The 17,958-nt window shown below is 73.8% G+C and carries 12 protein-coding genes; 2 read left to right on the plus strand and 10 right to left on the minus strand.

Annotated elements, in window-relative coordinates; translation table 11 throughout:
• Positions 1-183: 183 nt before the first annotated feature.
• Positions 184-3,531: an SAV_2336 N-terminal domain-related protein gene (locus tag ABT354_RS08235; protein WP_351490630.1), complete on the plus strand. Its 3,348-nt coding sequence runs from the start codon at positions 184-186 to the stop codon at positions 3,529-3,531.
• 95 nt (positions 3,532-3,626) lie between these two features.
• Here ABT354_RS08235 and ABT354_RS08240 read toward each other — a convergent pair whose 3' ends face one another.
• The 10 genes from ABT354_RS08240 to ABT354_RS08285 all read right to left on the minus strand — a co-directional run bounded on the left by ABT354_RS08240 (position 3,627) and on the right by ABT354_RS08285 (position 15,144).
• Positions 3,627-7,484: a multifunctional oxoglutarate decarboxylase/oxoglutarate dehydrogenase thiamine pyrophosphate-binding subunit/dihydrolipoyllysine-residue succinyltransferase subunit gene (locus ABT354_RS08240; RefSeq protein ID WP_351490632.1), complete on the minus strand. Its 3,858-nt coding sequence runs from the start codon at positions 7,482-7,484 to the stop codon at positions 3,627-3,629.
• A 298-nt stretch (positions 7,485-7,782) separates the two neighbouring features.
• Positions 7,783-8,862, minus strand: coding sequence for a HAMP domain-containing sensor histidine kinase (locus tag ABT354_RS08245; protein WP_351490635.1), 1,080 nt, complete (start codon positions 8,860-8,862; stop codon positions 7,783-7,785).
• Positions 8,859-9,596, minus strand: a complete 738-nt coding sequence (locus ABT354_RS08250; RefSeq protein WP_351490636.1) for a response regulator transcription factor — start codon at positions 9,594-9,596, stop codon at positions 8,859-8,861. Before ABT354_RS08250 ends, ABT354_RS08245 begins: the two co-directional genes overlap by 4 nt.
• 90 nt (positions 9,597-9,686) lie before the next feature.
• Positions 9,687-10,376 carry a spermidine synthase family protein gene (locus ABT354_RS08255; protein ID WP_351490638.1) on the minus strand — a complete coding sequence of 230 codons (690 nt, stop codon included), beginning with the start codon at positions 10,374-10,376 and terminating at the stop codon, positions 9,687-9,689.
• Positions 10,377-10,541: 165 nt separating this feature from the next.
• Positions 10,542-11,153, minus strand: coding sequence for a hypothetical protein (locus ABT354_RS08260; protein WP_351490641.1), 612 nt, complete (start codon positions 11,151-11,153; stop codon positions 10,542-10,544).
• Positions 11,150-12,517, minus strand: coding sequence for a hypothetical protein (locus tag ABT354_RS08265; RefSeq protein WP_351490643.1), 1,368 nt, complete (start codon positions 12,515-12,517; stop codon positions 11,150-11,152). The genes ABT354_RS08260 and ABT354_RS08265 overlap by 4 nt, the downstream gene beginning before the upstream one ends.
• Positions 12,514-12,768 carry a hypothetical protein gene (locus ABT354_RS08270; RefSeq protein ID WP_351490646.1) on the minus strand — a complete coding sequence of 85 codons (255 nt, stop codon included), beginning with the start codon at positions 12,766-12,768 and terminating at the stop codon, positions 12,514-12,516. The genes ABT354_RS08265 and ABT354_RS08270 overlap by 4 nt, the downstream gene beginning before the upstream one ends.
• Positions 12,765-13,556: an ABC transporter ATP-binding protein gene (locus ABT354_RS08275; RefSeq protein ID WP_351490649.1), complete on the minus strand. Its 792-nt coding sequence runs from the start codon at positions 13,554-13,556 to the stop codon at positions 12,765-12,767. The genes ABT354_RS08270 and ABT354_RS08275 overlap by 4 nt, the downstream gene beginning before the upstream one ends.
• A 95-nt stretch (positions 13,557-13,651) precedes the next feature.
• A complete protein-coding gene (locus tag ABT354_RS08280) occupies positions 13,652-14,533 on the minus strand; it encodes a zf-HC2 domain-containing protein (RefSeq protein WP_351491135.1) in 882 nt (293 codons plus the stop codon).
• Positions 14,534-14,544: 11 nt separating this feature from the next.
• Positions 14,545-15,144 carry an RNA polymerase sigma factor gene (locus ABT354_RS08285; protein WP_351490651.1) on the minus strand — a complete coding sequence of 200 codons (600 nt, stop codon included), beginning with the start codon at positions 15,142-15,144 and terminating at the stop codon, positions 14,545-14,547.
• Between the two features lie 174 nt (positions 15,145-15,318).
• On the opposite strand from ABT354_RS08285, the gene lon reads away from it, so the two are divergent.
• Positions 15,319-17,745, plus strand: a complete 2,427-nt coding sequence (lon, locus tag ABT354_RS08290) for an endopeptidase La (RefSeq protein ID WP_351490654.1) — start codon at positions 15,319-15,321, stop codon at positions 17,743-17,745.
• Positions 17,746-17,958 lie beyond the last annotated feature (213 nt).

Consider the following 17,958-nt stretch of genomic DNA (forward strand, 5'->3'; position numbering starts at 1 on the left):
TGGTGAACCATGACCCCCTCACGCCGTTCACGGCGCCCCGGTGGACTTCCCGGCGGACCACCTTCCGGCGGATCTCCCGGCGGACCACCTCCGGGCGGATCTCCCGGCCCCGGCACGGACCCCGTACCCGGGCCACCGGCCCCCACCGGCCCCACCGACCCACTGGTCGCCCTGATCCGCCGGATGCGCGACGCCGGGCTCGCCCCCACCGCCGAGGAACTCGCCGACGCCCTCTGGCTGGCCCGCCATGTCCCCCCGACCCCACCCACCGGCGCCCGGCCCGGCACACCCCCCGGCACCCCCGCCACCACCGACGGCACCGACCCCGTCCGTGACGGCACCACCGACCCCGCACTCCCCACCGCACCGCGCCCCGCGCCCTCCCCCCGTACCCCCGTCGGGCTCTACGCCTCCGGCCGGCCGGGACCCGGCACCACCGCACCCCCCGGCGCCGTCATGCGCCGCATCAAGGTCCCCGCCCCCGCCGCCCTCCCCGACGCCCCCGCCCTCGAACGCGCCCTGCGCCCCCTCCAGCGCTACCGGCCCCCGCTGCGCCCCGCCCACCGGATCCTCGACGAGACCGCCACCGCCGACCGCGCCGCCGACACCGGGCTCGTCCTGCCCGTCCTCACCGGCCGCCGCCGCCGCGAGGCCCGGCTCGCCCTCGTCATGGACGAGTCCAGCTCCACCGTCGTCTGGCGGGACGCCCTGGACGAACTCCGCAGGATCAGCGAACGCTCCGGCGCCTTCCGCGAGGTCGTCGTCCACCGCGTCCACGAGGACGCCCCCCTCCCCGGCAGCATCGGCGACCCCACCGGACGCCGCATCACCCTCGTCCTCAGCGACTGCGCCGGACCCCTGTGGCGCAGCGGCCGGATGCAGCGGCTCCTCCACACCTGGGCCACCACCGCCCCCGTCGCCGTCGTCCAGCCGCTGCCCCAGCGGATGTGGGACCGTACCCACCTCCCCGCCCACCCCGGGGTGCTCCGCCGCCGCGAGGGCCCCGCCGGACGGCTGGAGTTCACCCCCCGCGAGGGCACCGCCGTCCCCCGGGGCATCCCCGTACCCGTGCTGGCGCTGCGCCGCTCCTCCGTCGAGTCCTGGACCCGGCTGATCGCCGGCGGCACCGGACAGACCCTGCACGCCGCCGCCGGGATCGTGCTCCGCCGCCACCGGCCCGCCACCGCCCGCACCCGCGCCGCCCGCCGTCTCGACCCGGCCGAACGCGTCCGCCGCTTCCGCCGGACCGCCTCGCCCGCCGCCGCCCAGCTGGTCGTCCATCTCTCCGCCGCACCGCTGATGCTGCCCGTGATGCGGCTCGTCCAGCGCGCCACCCTCCAGCGCAGCGGCCCCGACGTCCTCGCCGAGGTGCTGCTCAGCGGCCTGCTCCGGCGCGACCCCGACGGCCCGGGCCCCGAGGACGGCGGCCCCTCCTACACCTTCCTCGACGGGGTACGGGAGGAACTCCTCGGACGGCTCGGCCCCGGCAGCGCCGCCCTGGTGCTCAAGTACTGCTCCGAGTACGTCGAAGCGCGCTACGGCCGGACCGTCCGCAACTTCCCCGCCATGGCCGCCGCCTTCCTCACCGGCTCCGTCGACCCCGACCCCCCGCCGCCCGCCCCGGTCGGCCCCGACGACCACGGACCGCTCTCCTTCGCCCAGATCTCCACCCAGGTCCTGCGCCGGCTCGGCACCGAGCGCCCCGGAGTCCTCCCCGGACGGCCCGCCCGGGAGGGCCCCGCCGGACTGCTGGCCCGCGCCCGGGTCTGCCTCGCCCACTACACCGAGCACGGCACCGTACGGGACCTCGACGCCGCCATCGCCCTCCTCGGCACCGCCGCCCAGACCGAGCGGCGCGCAACCGAACGCGCCGGGCTGTACGAGGAACTCGCCGGGGCCCTGCTCCGCCGCTGGCTGGTCCGGCCCCTGCCGGAGGATCTGCCCGAGGCCCTGGACGCCGCCCAGAACGCCATCGCGGGCGGCCCGCCCCGGGGCCATCTCACCCTCGCCCGGGTGCTGGAGGCCATGGCCGACGAGGTGACCAGCGAACGCCTGCCCACCAAACTCGTCCCCGAGTGGGCCTGGGTCCAGGCCGGCGACGAACCCGAACCGGTCGCCGCCGTCCTGCTCGCCGCCGCCGACAGCAGCCTCGCCGAACTCACCGACACCCCCGCCGGGGACCACCACGGCGGCCTGCGGGAACACGCCGCCTCCGCCCGTATCCGGGTCCTGCGGCGGCTCGCCGTCCTCGGCGCCCCCTATGCCCTGAGCAGCCCCACCGGCACCACAGGCCCCACAGGTGTCAGCGATCCCACGGCCCCTACCACCCCCACCGCCCCCGGCGACTGGTTCACCACCACCCTGGACACCGCCATCGGCGTGGTCCGGCTGCTGACCGAGGAGACCGCCCCCGAGACCCTGACCGAGCTGCGCACCGACGAACGGTACGAGTCGGCGCTGCTGATACGGGGCGGACTCCTGCTGGAGCTGGCCCGCCACCACCGGGGCGAGGGCCCGGTGCGCCCCCGCAGAACCGACCTCGCCACCGCCCGCGCCTACGCCGAGAGCGCCGGCCACGATCTGCACACCGGCATCGACGGCATCGACTGGGACGCCGTCGGCCCCGCCGAGCTGTGCCGGGTCTGGCTGGACTACGCCGACGCCATCGAGTTCGCCGACGAACACCCCGACGACGACACCCGGCTCCGGATCCTCCAGGCCCTGGACCAGGCCCGGCGCAACGCCGGGGGCGACGAGGACACCCAGGCGCACATCCTGCTGCGGATGGCCTCCCTGCTGGAACAGCGGTATCTCACCACCGGCGGCTGGGCCCACCGCGACTCCGCCATCGCCGCCTGGACCGAGGCCCTGCCGCTGCTCCCCTGGACCGACCCCGGCCGCCCCTCGGTGCTCACCGCACTCGGCCGCCAGCTCACCGAGCGGGGCGTGGACAAGGAGAACCCGACCGATGTCCACGGGGCGGTACGGGCGCTGCGCGGCGCGATCGAGGAGACCGCCGCCGCCGACCCCGAGCTGCCGCGCCGACGGGCGCTCCTGGGCCATGCCTGTATCGAGCGGTTCCGCGCGGACGGTGCCATCGCCGACCTCCACGAGGCGGAGTGGGCGCTGGGCGCCGCCGCCCGGGAGACCGGCGACCCGGAGCTGGCCGCGTACGCCTGGTGGTACCGGGCGGTGGCCTCGGCACTGCTGGCCCGGCGCACCGGTTCACCGGCCCGGCTGCGGGCGGCCGTGGCCCACTACCGGCGGGCCGAGGAGGGCCCGCCGGGGCTGCTGGAGGGCGCGATCACCGCCCAGTGGGCGCGGGCGGGGCGGCTGGAGCGCACGGCGGGCCCGGAGCGGGCGCTGGAGGAGCACCGCGCGGTGCTGGGGCTGCTGGCATCGGCGCGCTCCCGCTCGGCGGAGCTGATCCGCCAGGAGGTGGAACGTCTGACGGGAGAACGCCTGACAGGAGAACGCCTGACGGGGGAGCGGCCGACGGGGGAGCGGGACCCCGGGCCCCCGGACCCGTAGGGCCCTGACCCGGCCGGGAACGGCCGGAGGGCCGGCGCCTGATGGCACCGGCCCTCCGTACCGACAGTCGGTCGACTGTGGGGTCATCCCGCCGATCAGGCGTCGAAGACCTCGTTGATCAGCTGCTCCTGCTCCTGCTCATGACGCTTCTTGGAGCCCACCGCCGGGGAGGAGCCGTGCGGACGGGAGATCCGCCGCAGCCGCTCGCCGTGCGGCACATCCGCGCCGACCGCCAGATCGAGGTGGTCGATCAGGTTGAGCGCGATGAACGGCCAGGCACCCTGGTTGGCCGGCTCCTCCTGGGCCCAGATGTACTTCTCGGCGCCCGGGAACTTCGCGATCTCGGCCTGCAGCTCCGCACCCGGCAGCGGGTACAGCCGCTCCAGGCGGATGATCGCGGTGTCCGTCAGCCCGCGCTTCTTCCGCTCCGCGTCCAGGTCGTAGTAGACCTTGCCGGAGGTGAAGACGACCTTGCGCACCGCCGCCGGGTCGACCGACTCGTCCCCGATCACCGGGCGGAAGCCGCCGGTCAGGAACTCCTCCGTCTTCGACTGCGCCGCCTTCAGCCGCAGCATCGACTTCGGGGTGAAGACGATCAGCGGCTTGTGGTGCGGGTTGTGCACCTGCCAGCGGAGCAGGTGGAAGTAGTTCGACGGCAGCGTCGGCATCGCGACCGTCATGTTGTTCTGCGCGCAGAGCTGGAGGAACCGCTCCGGACGGGCCGAGGAGTGGTCCGGGCCCTGGCCCTCGTGGCCGTGCGGCAGCAGCAGGGTCACACCGGAGTGCTGGCCCCACTTCTGCTCGGCGGAGGAGATGAACTCGTCCACGACGGTCTGGGCGCCGTTGACGAAGTCACCGAACTGCGCCTCCCAGATCACCAGGGACTCCGGGCGGGCCAGCGAGTAGCCGTACTCGAAGCCCATCGCCGCGTACTCGCTGAGCAGCGAGTCGTAGACGTTGTACCGGGCCTGCTCGTCGGTGAGGTAGAGCAGCGGGGTGTAGTCCTCGTCGGTCTCCTGGTCGACCAGGACGGCATGCCGCTGGCCGAAGGTGCCGCGCCGGCTGTCCTGGCCGGAGAGCCGGACCGGGGTGCCCTCCATCAGCAGCGAGCCGATGGCCAGGGTCTCGCCCATGCCCCAGTCGATGGTGCCGTCCTCGACCGAGGAGGCACGCCGCTGGAGCTGGGGGAGCAGCCGCGGGTGGACCGCGACATTCTCCGGGATGTTCACCTGGGACTCGGCGATCCGCTTCACGATCTCCTGGGAGATCGCGGTGGTCACCGCCACGGGGAACTCGGCCTGCGGGTCCGGCACCTGCGTCGGGGCGGGCAGGCTGGTGGCCTCGCGGACCTCCGCGAAGACCTTCTCCAGCTGGCCCTGGAAGTCCTGGAGCGCCTGCTCGGCCTCCTCCAGCGTGATGTCCCCCCGGCCGATCAGCGACTCGGTGTAGAGCTTGCGCACCGAACGCTTCTTGTCGATCAGGCTGTACATCTGCGGGTTGGTGAACTGCGGGTTGTCGCCCTCGTTGTGACCGCGGCGGCGGTAACAGATGAGGTCGATCACCACGTCCTTGTTGAACGTCTGGCGGAACTCGAAGGCGAGCCGCGCCACCCGGACGCACGCCTCCGGGTCGTCACCGTTCACATGGAAGATCGGCGCCTCGATCATGCGGGCCACATCGGTGGCGTACATCGAGGAGCGGGAGGACTCCGGGGCGGCGGTGAAGCCGACCTGGTTGTTGATGACGACATGCACGGTGCCACCGGTGCGGTAGCCGCGCAGCTGCGACATGTTCAGCGTCTCGGCGACGACGCCCTGGCCCGCGAAGGCCGCGTCGCCGTGGAGGGCGACCGGGAGCACGGTGAAGTCGGTGCCGCCCTTGTTGATGACGTCCTGCTTGGCGCGGACGACACCCTCCAGGACCGGGTCGACCGCCTCCAGGTGGGAGGGGTTGGCGACCAGCGAGACCTTGATCTGCTCGCCGTCGAGACCGGTGAAGGTGCCCTCGGCGCCCAGGTGGTACTTCACATCGCCGGAGCCGTGCATCGACTTCGGGTCGAGGTTGCCCTCGAACTCGCGGAAGATCTGCGCGTACGACTTGCCGACGATGTTCGCCAGGACGTTCAGCCGGCCGCGGTGGGCCATGCCGATGACGACCTCGTCCAGCCGGGACTCGGCCGCCGAGTCGATGACCGCGTCGAGGAGCGGGATGACGGACTCGCCGCCCTCCAGGGAGAACCGCTTCTGACCGACGTACTTGGTCTGGAGGAAGGTCTCGAACGCCTCGGCGGCGTTGAGGCGGCGCAGGATCCGCAGCTGCTCCTCGCGCTCGGGCTTGGCGTGCGGGCGCTCCACCCGGTCCTGGATCCACTTGCGCTGCTTGGGGTCCTGGATGTGCATGAACTCGATGCCGGTGGTGCGGCAGTACGAGTCGCGCAGCACACCGAGGACATCGCGGAGCTTCATCAGGGACTTGCCCGCGAAGCCGCCGACCGCGAACTCGCGCTCCAGGTCCCAGAGGGTGAGCCCGTGCTCGGTGATGTCGAGGTCGGGGTGCTTGCGCTGGCGGTACTCCAGCGGGTCGGTGTCGGCCATGACATGGCCGCGGACCCGGTAGGAGTGGATCAGCTCGAAGACCCGGGCGGCCTTGGTGACGTCGTCGTCGTGGGAGGCGTCGATGTCCTTGAGCCAGCGGACCGGCTCGTACGGGATGCGCAGCGCCTCGAAGATCGAGTCGTAGAAGCCCTCCTGGCCGAGGAGGAAGTTGGCCACGATCCGCAGGAACTCGCCGGAGGCCGCGCCCTGGATGACCCGGTGGTCATAGGTCGAGGTCAGGGTCATCACCTTGGAGATGCCCAGCTTGTTCAGGGTGTCCTGGGAGGTGCCCTGGAACTCGGCCGGGTAGTCCATGGAGCCGACGCCCATGATCACCGACTGGCCGGGCATCAGCCGCGGCACGGAGTGGACGGTGCCGAGCCCGCCGGGGTTGGTCAGGGAGACCGTGACCCCGGTGAAGTCGTCCATGGTGAGCTTGTTGCCCCGGGCGCGGCGGACGATGTCCTCGTACGCCTGCCAGAACTCGAAGAAGTTGAGGGTCTCGGCCTTCTTGATGGCCGCGACGACGAGCTGGCGGTCGCCGTTGGGCTTGACCAGGTCGATGGCGAGGCCGAAGTTGACGTGCTCCGGCTTCACCAGGGTCGGCTTGCCGTCCTTCTCCGCGTACGACCAGTTCATCGCCGGCATGGCCTTGAGGGCCTGCACCATCGCGAAGCCGATGAGGTGGGTGAAGGAGACCTTCCCGCCCCGGGCGCGCTTGAGGTGGTTGTTGATGACGATGCGGTTGTCGAAGAGCAGCTTCACCGGGACGGCGCGCACGGAGGTGGCCGTGGGCACGCCCAGCGAGGCGTTCATGTTCTTCGCCACGGCGGCGGCCGGGCCGCGCAGGGTGATCAGCTCCGGGCCGTCGGCGGCGGGCGCCGGGGCGGCCTTGGCGGCCGGTGCCGGGGCCTTCGCGGGCGCGGCGGCCTGCGGGGCGGGCGCGGGCTTCGCCGCCGCGGGGGCCGCAGCCGGAGCCGGAGCCGCGGGGGCGGCCGGTGCCGGGGCCTGGGCCGGTGCGGGGGCCGCCGCCGGGGCGGCGCCATTGGTGGCGGCCCGGGGAGCGGGGGTGGCCGCGGGGGCCGGTGCCGGTGCCGCGGCGGGGGTGTCCCCGGTGGGCTCGGCGCCGGTCGCGGCGGTGTTCTTGGCGCCGGGCCGGTAGTCGGCGAAGAAGTCCCACCAGGCCCGGTCTACCGAGTTCGGATCCTGGAGGTACTGCTGGTAGATCTCGTCGACGAGCCACTCATTCGCGCCGAAAGCGGCGGCGGGATCAGCGCCCTGCCCGCTCTGGTCGGTCGTGGGGGCACCGCTCGGCCGGAGACCGGGGGAGCTGGGGCTACTGGGGGACTGAGACGACACGGCGGCAACCGCCCTCTTCCGCTTCACAATGTGGTGGACAGCGGGAAACAAGGCTACGCCTCCCTGGCCTGGACGTGCAGACCAGAAGGGTCACAGTCGCGCAAGTCACATCGAAAGACGGGTTTCGGGGAAGGGAATGGCGGGAAATACGCAGGGTTCAGCGGCGCCGCTGGTATGACACCGGCGGCGGCACCCGGGCGTCGCGCTCATCTCGCGCTGCCGGTTTCCGGCCTGGTCCCGCACGGTCAGGACCTCGTCCCGCACAGGTTGAAGGGTTGCTTCCGATTCGAACCCTACGTCAAGGGCGGGGCGGGGGGAGCCCCGGAAGCGTGACAAGGATCCGGCAGCCTTTCGCGGATTCGGCCACACCGATCCGGCCACCGTGGAGATCGACGGCCCAGCGGGCGATGGCGAGACCCAGCCCGGTGCCGCCGTCGCCCTTCCCCGGGGGCATCCCGGCGTCGCCCCGGTTGAACCGCTCGAAGACCTGATGGCGCTCCTGCTCCGGGATGCCGGGGCCCTCGTCCACCACCTCCAGGTCCAGCGACTCCGGATGCGGACCGCGCCGGGCCCGTACCGTCACCCGGCCGTGCGGCGGTGAGTGCTTCACCGCGTTGTCGATGAGATTGGCGACCACCTGGTGCAGCCGCTCCGCGTCCGCGTGCGCGGTCAGCTGCGGCGGGGCCACATCGAGATGCAGATGCACATCGGTACGGGTGTGATGGCCCGAGCCGGAGGCCAGCCCGCGCCGGCCGACCGCCAGATTGGCCTCCTTGAGCACCCCCGAGAGATACGGCCACACCTCGAAGCGCCGGGCCCGCAGCGGGACGACGCCGTTGTCCAGCCGGGAGAGATCCAGCAGGGTCTCCACCAGCCGGCCCAGCCGCTCCGTCTGCTTCAGCGCGGTGCGCATGGTCTCCGGATCGGCGGCGGAGACCCCGTCCACCACGTTCTCCAGCACGGCCCGGAGCGCGGCGATCGGGGTGCGCAGCTCATGCGAGACATTGGCGACCAGCTCCTTGCGGTGCCGGTCCACCGCCTCCAGGTCGTCCGCCATGCGATTGATGGTCTCGGCGAGATCACCCAGCTCGTCCCGGCGGTCGGCGCCGCGCACCCGCCGGGTGAAGTCGCCGTGCGAGATGCCCTTGGCCACGGTGTTCATCTCGTCCAGCGGGGCGGTCAGGCCATGCGCCACGAACTGGGTGATCAGCAGGGTCGCGATCACCGAGAACACGGTGATGAAACGCAGCTCGGTGGAGGTCTCCAGGGCGACCAGGATCAGTCCGGTGGTGATGAAGACCGACACCACGACGAGGGTGCCCAGCTTGGTCTTGATCGAGATCTTGGTCCGGCCCTCGCGGCCCCCCGGGCCGCTCATGGCGCGGGGGTCTCCAACGCGTAGCCGACCCCGTGGACGGTGCGGATGCGCTCGGCCCCGATCTTGCGGCGCAGCGCCTTGATATGGCTGTCCACGGTCCGGGTGCCGGAGGCGTCGGCCCAGTCCCAGACCTCGGCGAGCAGCTGCTCACGGGAGAGGACCGCACGGGGCGTATTGGCCAGACAGACCAGCAGATCGAACTCGGTGGGGGTCAGATGCACATCCTCGCCCCGCACCCGGACCCGGCGCTGGGCGTGGTCGATCTCCAGCTCGCCCAGGCGGAGGATGCCACTGCGGGGGGTGACGGCCGCCAGCGCGGCCCGCTCCACCCGCCGCAGCAGCACATGGACCCGGGCGGCCAGCTCGCGCATGGAGAACGGCTTGGTCATGTAGTCGTCGGCGCCGACCCCCAGCCCGACCAGCATGTCGGTCTCGTCGTCACGGGCGGTGAGCATCAGCACCGGCACCGGCCGCTGGGACTGCACCCGGCGGCAGACCTCCAGCCCGTCGAAGCCGGGCAGCATCACATCGAGGACCATCAGATCGGGCTGCCACGCCTCGGCCGCGTCCACGGCGGCCGGCCCGTCGGCGGCGGTCTGCACCAGAAAGCCCTCGGCCCTCAGCCGGGCGGCGATGGCGTCGACGATGGTCGAGTCGTCCTCCACGACCAGCACCCGGCGCTGCGCACCGGGTGTGGCCGCGACACCGTTGTGGGTGGTGTGTGTCTGTTCCATCGCCCGCCCCTGTAAGCGCTCTCGCGAGTTGCCTGCGCGTTGTGGATCCATGTGTAGCTCAGCAGCGTAAAGGCAGTTGGAGGGTGCGGGCTACGCGGGCCGGACGGCAAGATGGACCACGTCAGGTACGCCTCGGGCAACCTGGATCTCTTCGGTTCTTACCCCGGTGAATCCGGCATTCCGCAGGGTGGCTTCGAATGTCGGGGAGGGTTGCGCGGACCAGACGGCGAGGACTCCGCCGGGGGTCAACCGTGCCCGGCACAGGGCCAGTCCGGCGGGGGTGTACAGGGAGTCGTTGTCCTCGGTGACGGTCCAGTCCGGCCCGTTGTCGATGTCCAGGCAGAGTGCGTCATAGCGGACATCGGTGTCACGGAGATGGGTGAGGAGATCCGTGGGGAGGATCACGCTCCTGGGGTCGGCCAGCGCGGCGGCGGAGACGGCCCCGAGCGGGCCCCGCAGATGCCAGTCGATGATGGCCGGTTCTCGCTCCACGACGGCGATATGTCGCCAGCCGGGCAGGGTGACGGCATGGGCCAGCGAGAAGCCCACGCCCAGGCCGCCGATGAGCAGCGCGGCGGATCCGTGCCCGGTGCCGGTGAGTTCGGCGTACGCGGCGTCGATCAGCAGCCGTTCGGAGCGGCCGTCCGAGGTGTCCATCAGGAAGCACCCATTGGCGACGATCTCGTGCACCTCGCCCCGGCGGCGCAGCACCACCTCCCCGTAAGGGCCGTCACGGCGGTCGAGGGTGACGGGGGCGTGGTACTGCTCGGCGGACAACATCGGGCCTCCGGTGCGGTGGTGCGGCGATGAGCGGCGGAGTACCGTCCGGCGGTACGGGAATCGTGCCGCCGTGCCGCACCCGCGCCGCTCATCGTGGTCGGCCGCCGCCGCCCGCGCCAGCGGGTTTCACCCCCCGGTGGCGTGTCCCGGCCGTTGTGGCCGGGGTCAGCGGCGGCCCTCGGGACGGGGTCCGCGCCAGGCGGCGAGGGCGGTCCCGGCGGCGAGCAGCGCCAGGGCCGTCAGCCAGGCACCGGTGTCGCCGTCGGGCCGCAGCGGCCAGGACCAGACCACGGGCGACCCCTCGGGGAGCGGGCCCACGAGGGGCACCGTGACCAGGTACGCCAGCGGGGGCAGCCAGCTCAGCCGGGCACCGAGCGGGACGGCCCCGGCGGCGGCGAGGCCCACTGCGCCGAGGAGGACCCGGGCGGTGGTCGCGAGGGTCGCCCCCTCCTCGCTCAGCGGCGAGGTCACCGCCGCCGCGGCGACGGCGAACACGGTCAGGCCGAGGAGCTGGGCCGCCCGGGGCAGCCACCCGGGGCGGGCCGCGGTCCGGTCCAGTTCGGCGCTGTCGCTGTGGAGCGCGGCACCGATGGCCACGGCGGCCAGCAGCGGGCCCGCGAGCCAGGCCCAGGCGGCCGGGCCGGGGAAGGCCGGGCCCCGCCCCGACGGGGGATCCCCCCACCAGAAGGTCAGCAGGGCCGCCGCCGTGAGCACCGCCAGGGTGACGGGGACCCGGCGGGAACGGGCGTACAGCAGAGGTCCGCTCAGCCCGTTCACAGCGCGGGCACCCGGTCCGGGGCGCACGCCTTGAGCGCGCCGAAGTAGCCGGAGAGCCAGCGACGGCGCTCCTCGGGGCCCAGCGCGGCGAACCGGTCGAAGGTCCGGATGAACTCCGCCTTTTGGGCGGCCTCGTCCTCGCTCCAGCGGTACCCCTTGGCCGCCTGGGCGCCCGTGTGGCCACGAGGGGAGCCGAGCCACTCCTGGAGCCCTGTCTCCAGGCGGTAGAGCCGGTCGTCGTCGGACATGCAGTCGTCCCTTCGGTGGATGAGTCCGGCAGCCGCCGCCCACGCGAACAGCTCCGGGTCGCCCAGCCGGCCCCGGGTCACGGTCTGGGTCTGGCCGTACGGGGCGAGCGGGTTCATCCCGGCGTACTCGGCGCCCTCCACCATCCGGGCGGGCAGGTTCTCGACCCCCTCCAGCCGGTCGAGCAGGGGGGTGAGCGCCCGCTTCACCTCCGGGAGCAGCCCGGGGTGCACAGCCTTGACGCAGAGCGCGGGCCGTACGGAGGTGTCGCAGACCGTCCGGCGGGTCAGCGGGTCGTCCCGCCACATCCGCTCGTTGTACTCGGAGATCAGCACACCGCAGAGGGCGGCGACGGCCAGCGGCACCACGGCGGTCCAGCGGCGCCGGGCCGCGTACCCGAGGACGGCGGCGAGAGCCAGGCCGGCCGGCCAGCCGATCGCGACCAGGGGCTGCCACCACACCGGTATGTCGGCGATGTACGAGCTCCAGGTGGCGGGGGTGAGGTAGTGCGGCGGACTGGTCGAGTACGACCCGGCCCCGAGGAGCACATAGGTCCCGATCCCGGCGAGGGGCGCGGTGATCCGCCAGGGTGCCAGGGCCCCGAGTACATGTCCGAGCATCGCCCCCGAGAGCACCAGGGCGGTGCTCGCGACGACGGCCGACAGCCGGGGCGCGCCCGCCCAGGTGTACGGCCAGGAGGCCAGCAGCACGAGCACGGCGGCGGCGAGGAAGGCACCGGCCGCCCAGAGCGCGGTGGGCAGCCCCGCCGAGACGGTGCGGGCGAGCCGGCCCCGGGTGGTGGAGGCCAGCAGCTCCCCGGTGCCCCGGCGGCGCTCCCGCCCGCCCTGCCAGCAGCCGGCGGCGACCGCGAGCGGGGTGGCCATCAGGGTGCCGGTGGCATGCAGCATGGAGGCGGTCTCGCCCCAGTGGCCCTGCCACTCCCCGGCCCGGTAGACAGCGGAGAGGCCGACGACGCCCAGGATGAGCGCCCCGGTCCACGGCCCGGTGCCGCGCAGCACCTCCCCGCGCAGCGGATGCCCCTTCCACCGGCCCCCGCCGCCCGGCTTCCCGCCCGCGCGCACGCTCTCCGTCCGCTCCTCGGTCCCGACGCCGCTCATCGCCGCCCTCCGCCCCTGAGTGCCCGGGTGCCGCCGGCGGTGGCGACCGGCCGGTGGTGGGCCGGGGCGCACCCGGGCATCACCCGGTGGTCACCGGTGCGGGGTCGGCGGGCCTCCGGCCGTACGGCGGTGGGTCCGGTCGGGCAGGTGCGGGCCGTCCGGGCGAGGCCGGGGTCCCAGCTGCCGCCGCCGGGCCTGCCGGGGAGGCCGGTATCGGCGAGGGGGGTCGGAGGAGTCGTGCGGCGGCTCATCGTGCGGAGTCCTTCCGGGACCGGGCGCCGCGCTCGCGGTGGGCGCGGAGGGCGGCGGTGTAGCCGCGTTCGATCGGGCTGGTGGCCGGGTCGGGCGGGCCGTCCGGGCCGGCCGGTCCTTCGGTGGGGGCCGGGGTGCCGAGCGCGGTCAGCTCGGCCGTGGTGCCCCGGTAGGCGACCCGCCCGGCCTCGATCAGGGTCACCTCGGAGCACGCGGTGGCCACGTCCTCGACCAGATGGGTGGAGACCACCACCGTGGAAGCGGTGCCCACTTCCCGGAGCAGTGCTCTGAATTCGACGCGCTGCTCCGGATCGAGACCGGCCGTCGGCTCGTCCAGCAGCAGCAGCTCGGGTTCATTGACGATCGCCTGGGCGATCCCCACCCGCCGGACCATGCCCCCGGAGAGGGAGCCCACCTTGGCGTCGATACGGTCGCCGAGCCCGACCCGCTCCACCGCCCGCTCCACGGCGGCGGGCGTCCGGTCCGCCGGAAGCTCCTTCAGCCAGGCGATGTACGCCACGAACTCCCGCACGGTGAAGCCGGGGTAGTAGCCGAACTCCTGGGGGAGATAGCCCAGCCGCCGCCGCAGCCGGGTCAGCTCCCGGCGGTCCGATGCGTCATGGCCGAGCAGCTCCACCTTTCCCTGGGCCGGCGCGGCCACCGTGGCCAGCACCCGTACCAGGGAGGTCTTGCCCGCGCCGTTCGGCCCGAGCAGACCGTGGACACCGGTGCCGAACTCCAGGTCGACGGCGTCCAGTGCCACCGTCCGCCGGTGACGCACGGTCACCCCCGTGACCCGCGCGACCTGCTCCCGGGCCGCTCCCGCACCCGTACGCGTACCCCCACTCTCTCCAGCCGGACGCACACTCTCTCCAGACGGACTCACACGGTCTCCAGACGGTCGAAGGACGAACGGCGCAGGATCAGCAGTCCCGCGCTCAGCAGTGCCGCCACGGCCCACCCGGCCTGGGCGGCGGGACCGGCGATCAGGCCGGTCACCTCCTCGGTGACCCGGCGCGGCACCGGGCCGAGGAGCGGGCCGACCAGCAGCAGCCAGCCGCAGGCCAGGCCGGTGGCGGCCCGGCCGCACCCCACGAAGGAGCCGAGGGCCAGGGCGGCCAGGGTCAGCGCCAGACCGGGCAGCAGCCACAGGGCCGGGCCCGGCACCGCCGCGTCCGCGGGCAGGGTGGGCAGCAGCGCCCCCGCCGCGGCCGTCAGCGGCAGGCTGACCAGGAGCACCACGGCGGCCCTGGTCAGCAGCAGCCGCAGCCCGCCGGAGGGGGTGGACGCGGTGATCTCGTGCAGCGGGTCGGCGTACCGCCCGTAGGAGAGGGCCACCCCCAGCAGCGGCATCACCGGTGAGAGGGCGAGCAGCAGCGGCCGGGCGGCGGGGGAGCCCATTCCGTACGCCAGCAGCAGCGCCACGCCGATCACCGCCGCCAGCGCCAGCGGCCAGGCCCCCCGTACCGCCGGTCCCGCCGCCCAGGCGATCCGGGCGGCGCGCCCCGCCATCCGGGAGGACGCGGCACGGCCGGGCGCGGGGGCGGTCCGGGACGGCGCGGATGTCCGGGCCCCGTCGAGGAGCGCCGCACGGATCAGGTCCAGCTCCGGACCGGCCGGGCCCCGCCGGACCGCGGCCGAGACCCGGGCCGCGCAGCCGCCGCAGCCCTCGATGTGCTTCTCCAGCGACCAGGCGTCCGGCTCCGCGACGGAGCCGTCCGCGTACCGCAGGGCCAGCCCGTCGGTCACATGCCAGTCGCTCATATGCCAGTCGCTCACGCGGTGCCTCCCAGCGGCCGGTTCCGGGGGGCGAGCGGTTCCAGGGCCGCGCGCAGCTCCCGGCGGGCCCGCAGGGCCCGGGACTTGACGGTGCCCTCGGGAATGCCGAGCACCTGGGCGGCCTCACGGGTGGTGAGGCCGTCCACGACGGTGGCGCGCAGGACATCGCGCAGCTCGGGGGAGATCCGCTCCAGGGCGCTGCCCAGCTCCCCGTACTCCAGACCGGTCAGCACCCGCTCCTCGGCGGAGGGCACCCGGTCGGCGGGGAGGGCGGCCTGCGGCAGCTGTCTCGTGTGCCGCTCCCCGGCGCGCCGGGCGTCCAGGAGCCGCCGGGCGGCGATCACCCAGAGCCAGCCGCCCGCCTCGGGGCCCCGATGGGTCCCGGCGTTCCGCCAGACCGCGACAAAGGTGTCCTGCACCACCTCGCGCACGGTCTCCGGGTCGGCGCAGCGGCGGCTCAGCCGGGCGTGCAGCCAGCCGGAGTGCCGGTCGTAGAGGACGGCCAGCGCGTCGGCGTCCCCCCGGGCGACGGCGCGCAGCAGCGTGCCGTCGTCCTGTTCTCGCCTGTCTCCCCCGCGGGGGCGGATCCATCTCACACCCCCTCTATCGCCGCGCACCGCGCTCCCGGTTCTCCGCCCCCGTTCCCGCCCCGTTTTCGCTGATCGCTCAGAGCGAACAGGGGCCCGGGAACATCGGCGGCGGCTCATGCATTGACACCACATACCTTCATTGAGTCTCTACCGCTCAAGTTCACTGCCCTAGGGGAGATCATGGCTGCTGAGTCCCAGACCGTCACACCGCTCACCCTGCCCGTGCTGCCGCTGGACGACGAGGTCGTCCTGCCCGGGATGGTGGTGCCCCTGGATCTGACGGACAGCGAGGTGCGCGCCGCGGTGGAGGCCGCTCAGGCCGCCGCCACCAGCGGCAGCAAGCCGAAGGTGCTCCTTGTTCCCCGGGTCGACGGGCGGTACGCGGCCATCGGCGTCCTCGGCGCCGTCGAGCAGGTCGGCAGGCTCTCCGACGGCGACCCCGGCGCCCTGATCCGCGGTGTGGGCCGGATCCGTATCGGCTCCGGCACCACCGGCCCCGGCGCCGCCCTCTGGGTCGAGGGCACCCGGGTCGAGGAGTCCGTCCCCGAACCGCTGCCCGGCCAGATCGCCGAGCTGGTCACCGAGTACAAGGCACTCGCCACCGAATGGCTGAAGAAGCGCGGCGCCTGGCAGGTCGTGGACCGGGTGCAGCAGATCGAGGGCGTCTCCCAGCTCGCCGACAACTCCGGCTACTCCCCCTTCCTCACCACCACCCAGAAGATCGAGCTGCTGGAGACCGCCGACCCGGTCACCCGGCTGCGGCTCGCCACCGACCAGCTCCGTGAGCACCTCGCCGAGCAGGATGTCGCCGAGTCCATCGCCAAGGACGTCCAGGAGGGCGTCGACAAGCAGCAGCGCGAGTTCCTGCTCCGCCGCCAGCTGGACGCCGTCCGCAAGGAGCTGCGCGAGCTGAACGGCGAGGCGGAGGGCGAGGAGTCCGACGACTACCGCGCCCGGGTGGAGGCGGCCGACCTGCCGGAGAAGGTCCGCGAGGCCGCCCTCAAGGAGGTCGAGAAGCTGGAGCGGGCCAGCGACCAGAACCCCGAGGCGGCCTGGATCCGCACCTGGCTGGACACCGTCCTCGAACTGCCGTGGAACGAGCGGACCGATGACGGCGCCGCCTCCGACATCACCGCCGCCCGGGCCGTCCTGGACGCGGAGCACGCCGGTCTGGAGGACGTGAAGGAGCGGATCACCGAATACCTGGCGGTGCGCAAGCGGCGCGCCGACCGGGGGCTCGGTGTGGTCGGCGGGCGGCGCGGGGGCGCGGTGCTCGCGCTCGTCGGCCCGCCGGGCGTGGGCAAGACCTCGCTCGGTGAGTCCGTCGCCCACGCCATGGGCCGGAAGTTCGTCCGGGTCGCCCTCGGCGGTGTCCGGGACGAGGCGGAGATCCGCGGCCACCGGCGCACCTATGTCGGCGCGCTGCCCGGCCGGATCGTCCGGGCGGTCAAGGAGGCCGGTTCCATGAACCCGGTGATCCTCCTGGACGAGATCGACAAGGTCGGCTCCGACTTCCGGGGCGACCCCGCCGCCGCCCTGCTCGAAGTGCTCGACCCGGCGCAGAACCACACCTTCCGGGACCACTACCTGGAGGTCGAGCTGGATCTGAGCGATGTGGTCTTCCTGGCCACCGCCAATGTGCTGGAGGCCATCCCCGAGGCGCTGCTCGACCGGATGGAGCTGGTCCGGCTGGACGGCTACACCGAGGACGAGAAGGTCGTCATCGCCCGTGACCACCTCCTCCCGCGCCAGCTGGACCGGGCCGGTCTGGAGGTGGGCGAGGTCGTCCTGGCCGACGCCGCGCTGCGGAAGCTGGCCGGCGAGTACACCCGGGAGGCCGGGGTCCGGAATCTGGAGCGGGCCGTCGCCCGGCTGCTGCGCAAGGTCGCGGCCCAGGTGGAGCTGGGGGAGAAGGAGCTGCCCCTGACCGTCGGCGCGGAGGAGCTGCGCGGGCTGATCGGACGGCCGCACCATGTGCCCGAGTCGGCGCAGGACCCGGCCGAGCGGCGGACCGCCGTGCCCGGCGTCGCCACCGGGCTCGCGGTCACCGGCGCGGGCGGTGACGTCCTCTTCGTGGAGGCGTCCCTGGCCGATCCGGAGACCGGGGCCGCCGGGCTCACCCTCACCGGGCAGCTCGGCGATGTGATGCAGGAGTCGGCGCGGATCGCGCTGAGCTTCCTGCGCTCGCACGGCGCGGAGACCGAGCTTCCGGTCGCCGATCTGAAGGACCGGGGTGTGCACATCCACTTCCCGGCGGGCGCGGTCCCCAAGGACGGCCCGAGCGCGGGCATCACCATGACGACCGCGCTGGCCTCGCTGCTCTCCGGGCGGCCGGTCCGTACCGATGTGGCGATGACCGGCGAGGTCTCGCTGACCGGCCGGGTCCTCCCGATCGGCGGCGTCAAGCAGAAGCTGCTGGCCGCGCACCGGGCGGGGATCACCACCGTGGTCATCCCCAAGCGGAACGAGGCCGACCTCGACGATGTCCCGGCGGAGATCCTGGACACCCTGGAGGTCCACCCGGTCACCGATGTCCGGCAGGTCCTGGAGATCGCTCTGACCCCGGCGTCGGCCCCGGACCGGCTGACGGTCCCCGCCGCGGCCTGACGCCCTCCCGCCGGGCTCCCCGCCCGGCACCCGCCCCGGCCGGCACCTCCCCCCGCCGGCCGGGGCCCGCTCACCGTCCCCCGCCGCGCCCCCGTCCCGTCCGGGGGCTCCGGCCGCGCCCCCGCCCCGTCCGGGGTCCCCGCTCCGGGAAACCCCGGGCGGGGGACGCGCCGATCCGGGGTTCCGGCCCGGTGAGGAACGGCCAGGAGGTTT

The sequence above is a fragment of the Streptomyces sp. NPDC000594 genome, from assembly GCF_040299965.1.
Taxonomy (GTDB): domain Bacteria; phylum Actinomycetota; class Actinomycetes; order Streptomycetales; family Streptomycetaceae; genus Streptomyces.

Bases quoted from the DNA above. Each gene is read 5' to 3' on its own strand.
- ABT354_RS08250 (WP_351490636.1), bottom strand. From the start codon at position 9,596: ATGGAACAGACACACACCACCCACAACGGTGTCGCGGCCACACCCGGT.
- ABT354_RS08235 (WP_351490630.1), top strand. From the start codon at position 184: ATGCGCGACGCCGGGCTCGCCCCCACCGCCGAGGAACTCGCCGACGCC.
- lon (WP_351490654.1), top strand. From the start codon at position 15,319: ATGGCTGCTGAGTCCCAGACCGTCACACCGCTCACCCTGCCCGTGCTG.
- ABT354_RS08255 (WP_351490638.1), bottom strand. From the start codon at position 10,376: ATGTTGTCCGCCGAGCAGTACCACGCCCCCGTCACCCTCGACCGCCGT.
- ABT354_RS08245 (WP_351490635.1), bottom strand. From the start codon at position 8,862: ATGAGCGGCCCGGGGGGCCGCGAGGGCCGGACCAAGATCTCGATCAAG.
- ABT354_RS08280 (WP_351491135.1), bottom strand. From the start codon at position 14,533: ATGAGCGACTGGCATGTGACCGACGGGCTGGCCCTGCGGTACGCGGAC.
- ABT354_RS08270 (WP_351490646.1), bottom strand. From the start codon at position 12,768: ATGAGCCGCCGCACGACTCCTCCGACCCCCCTCGCCGATACCGGCCTC.
- ABT354_RS08265 (WP_351490643.1), bottom strand. From the start codon at position 12,517: ATGAGCGGCGTCGGGACCGAGGAGCGGACGGAGAGCGTGCGCGCGGGC.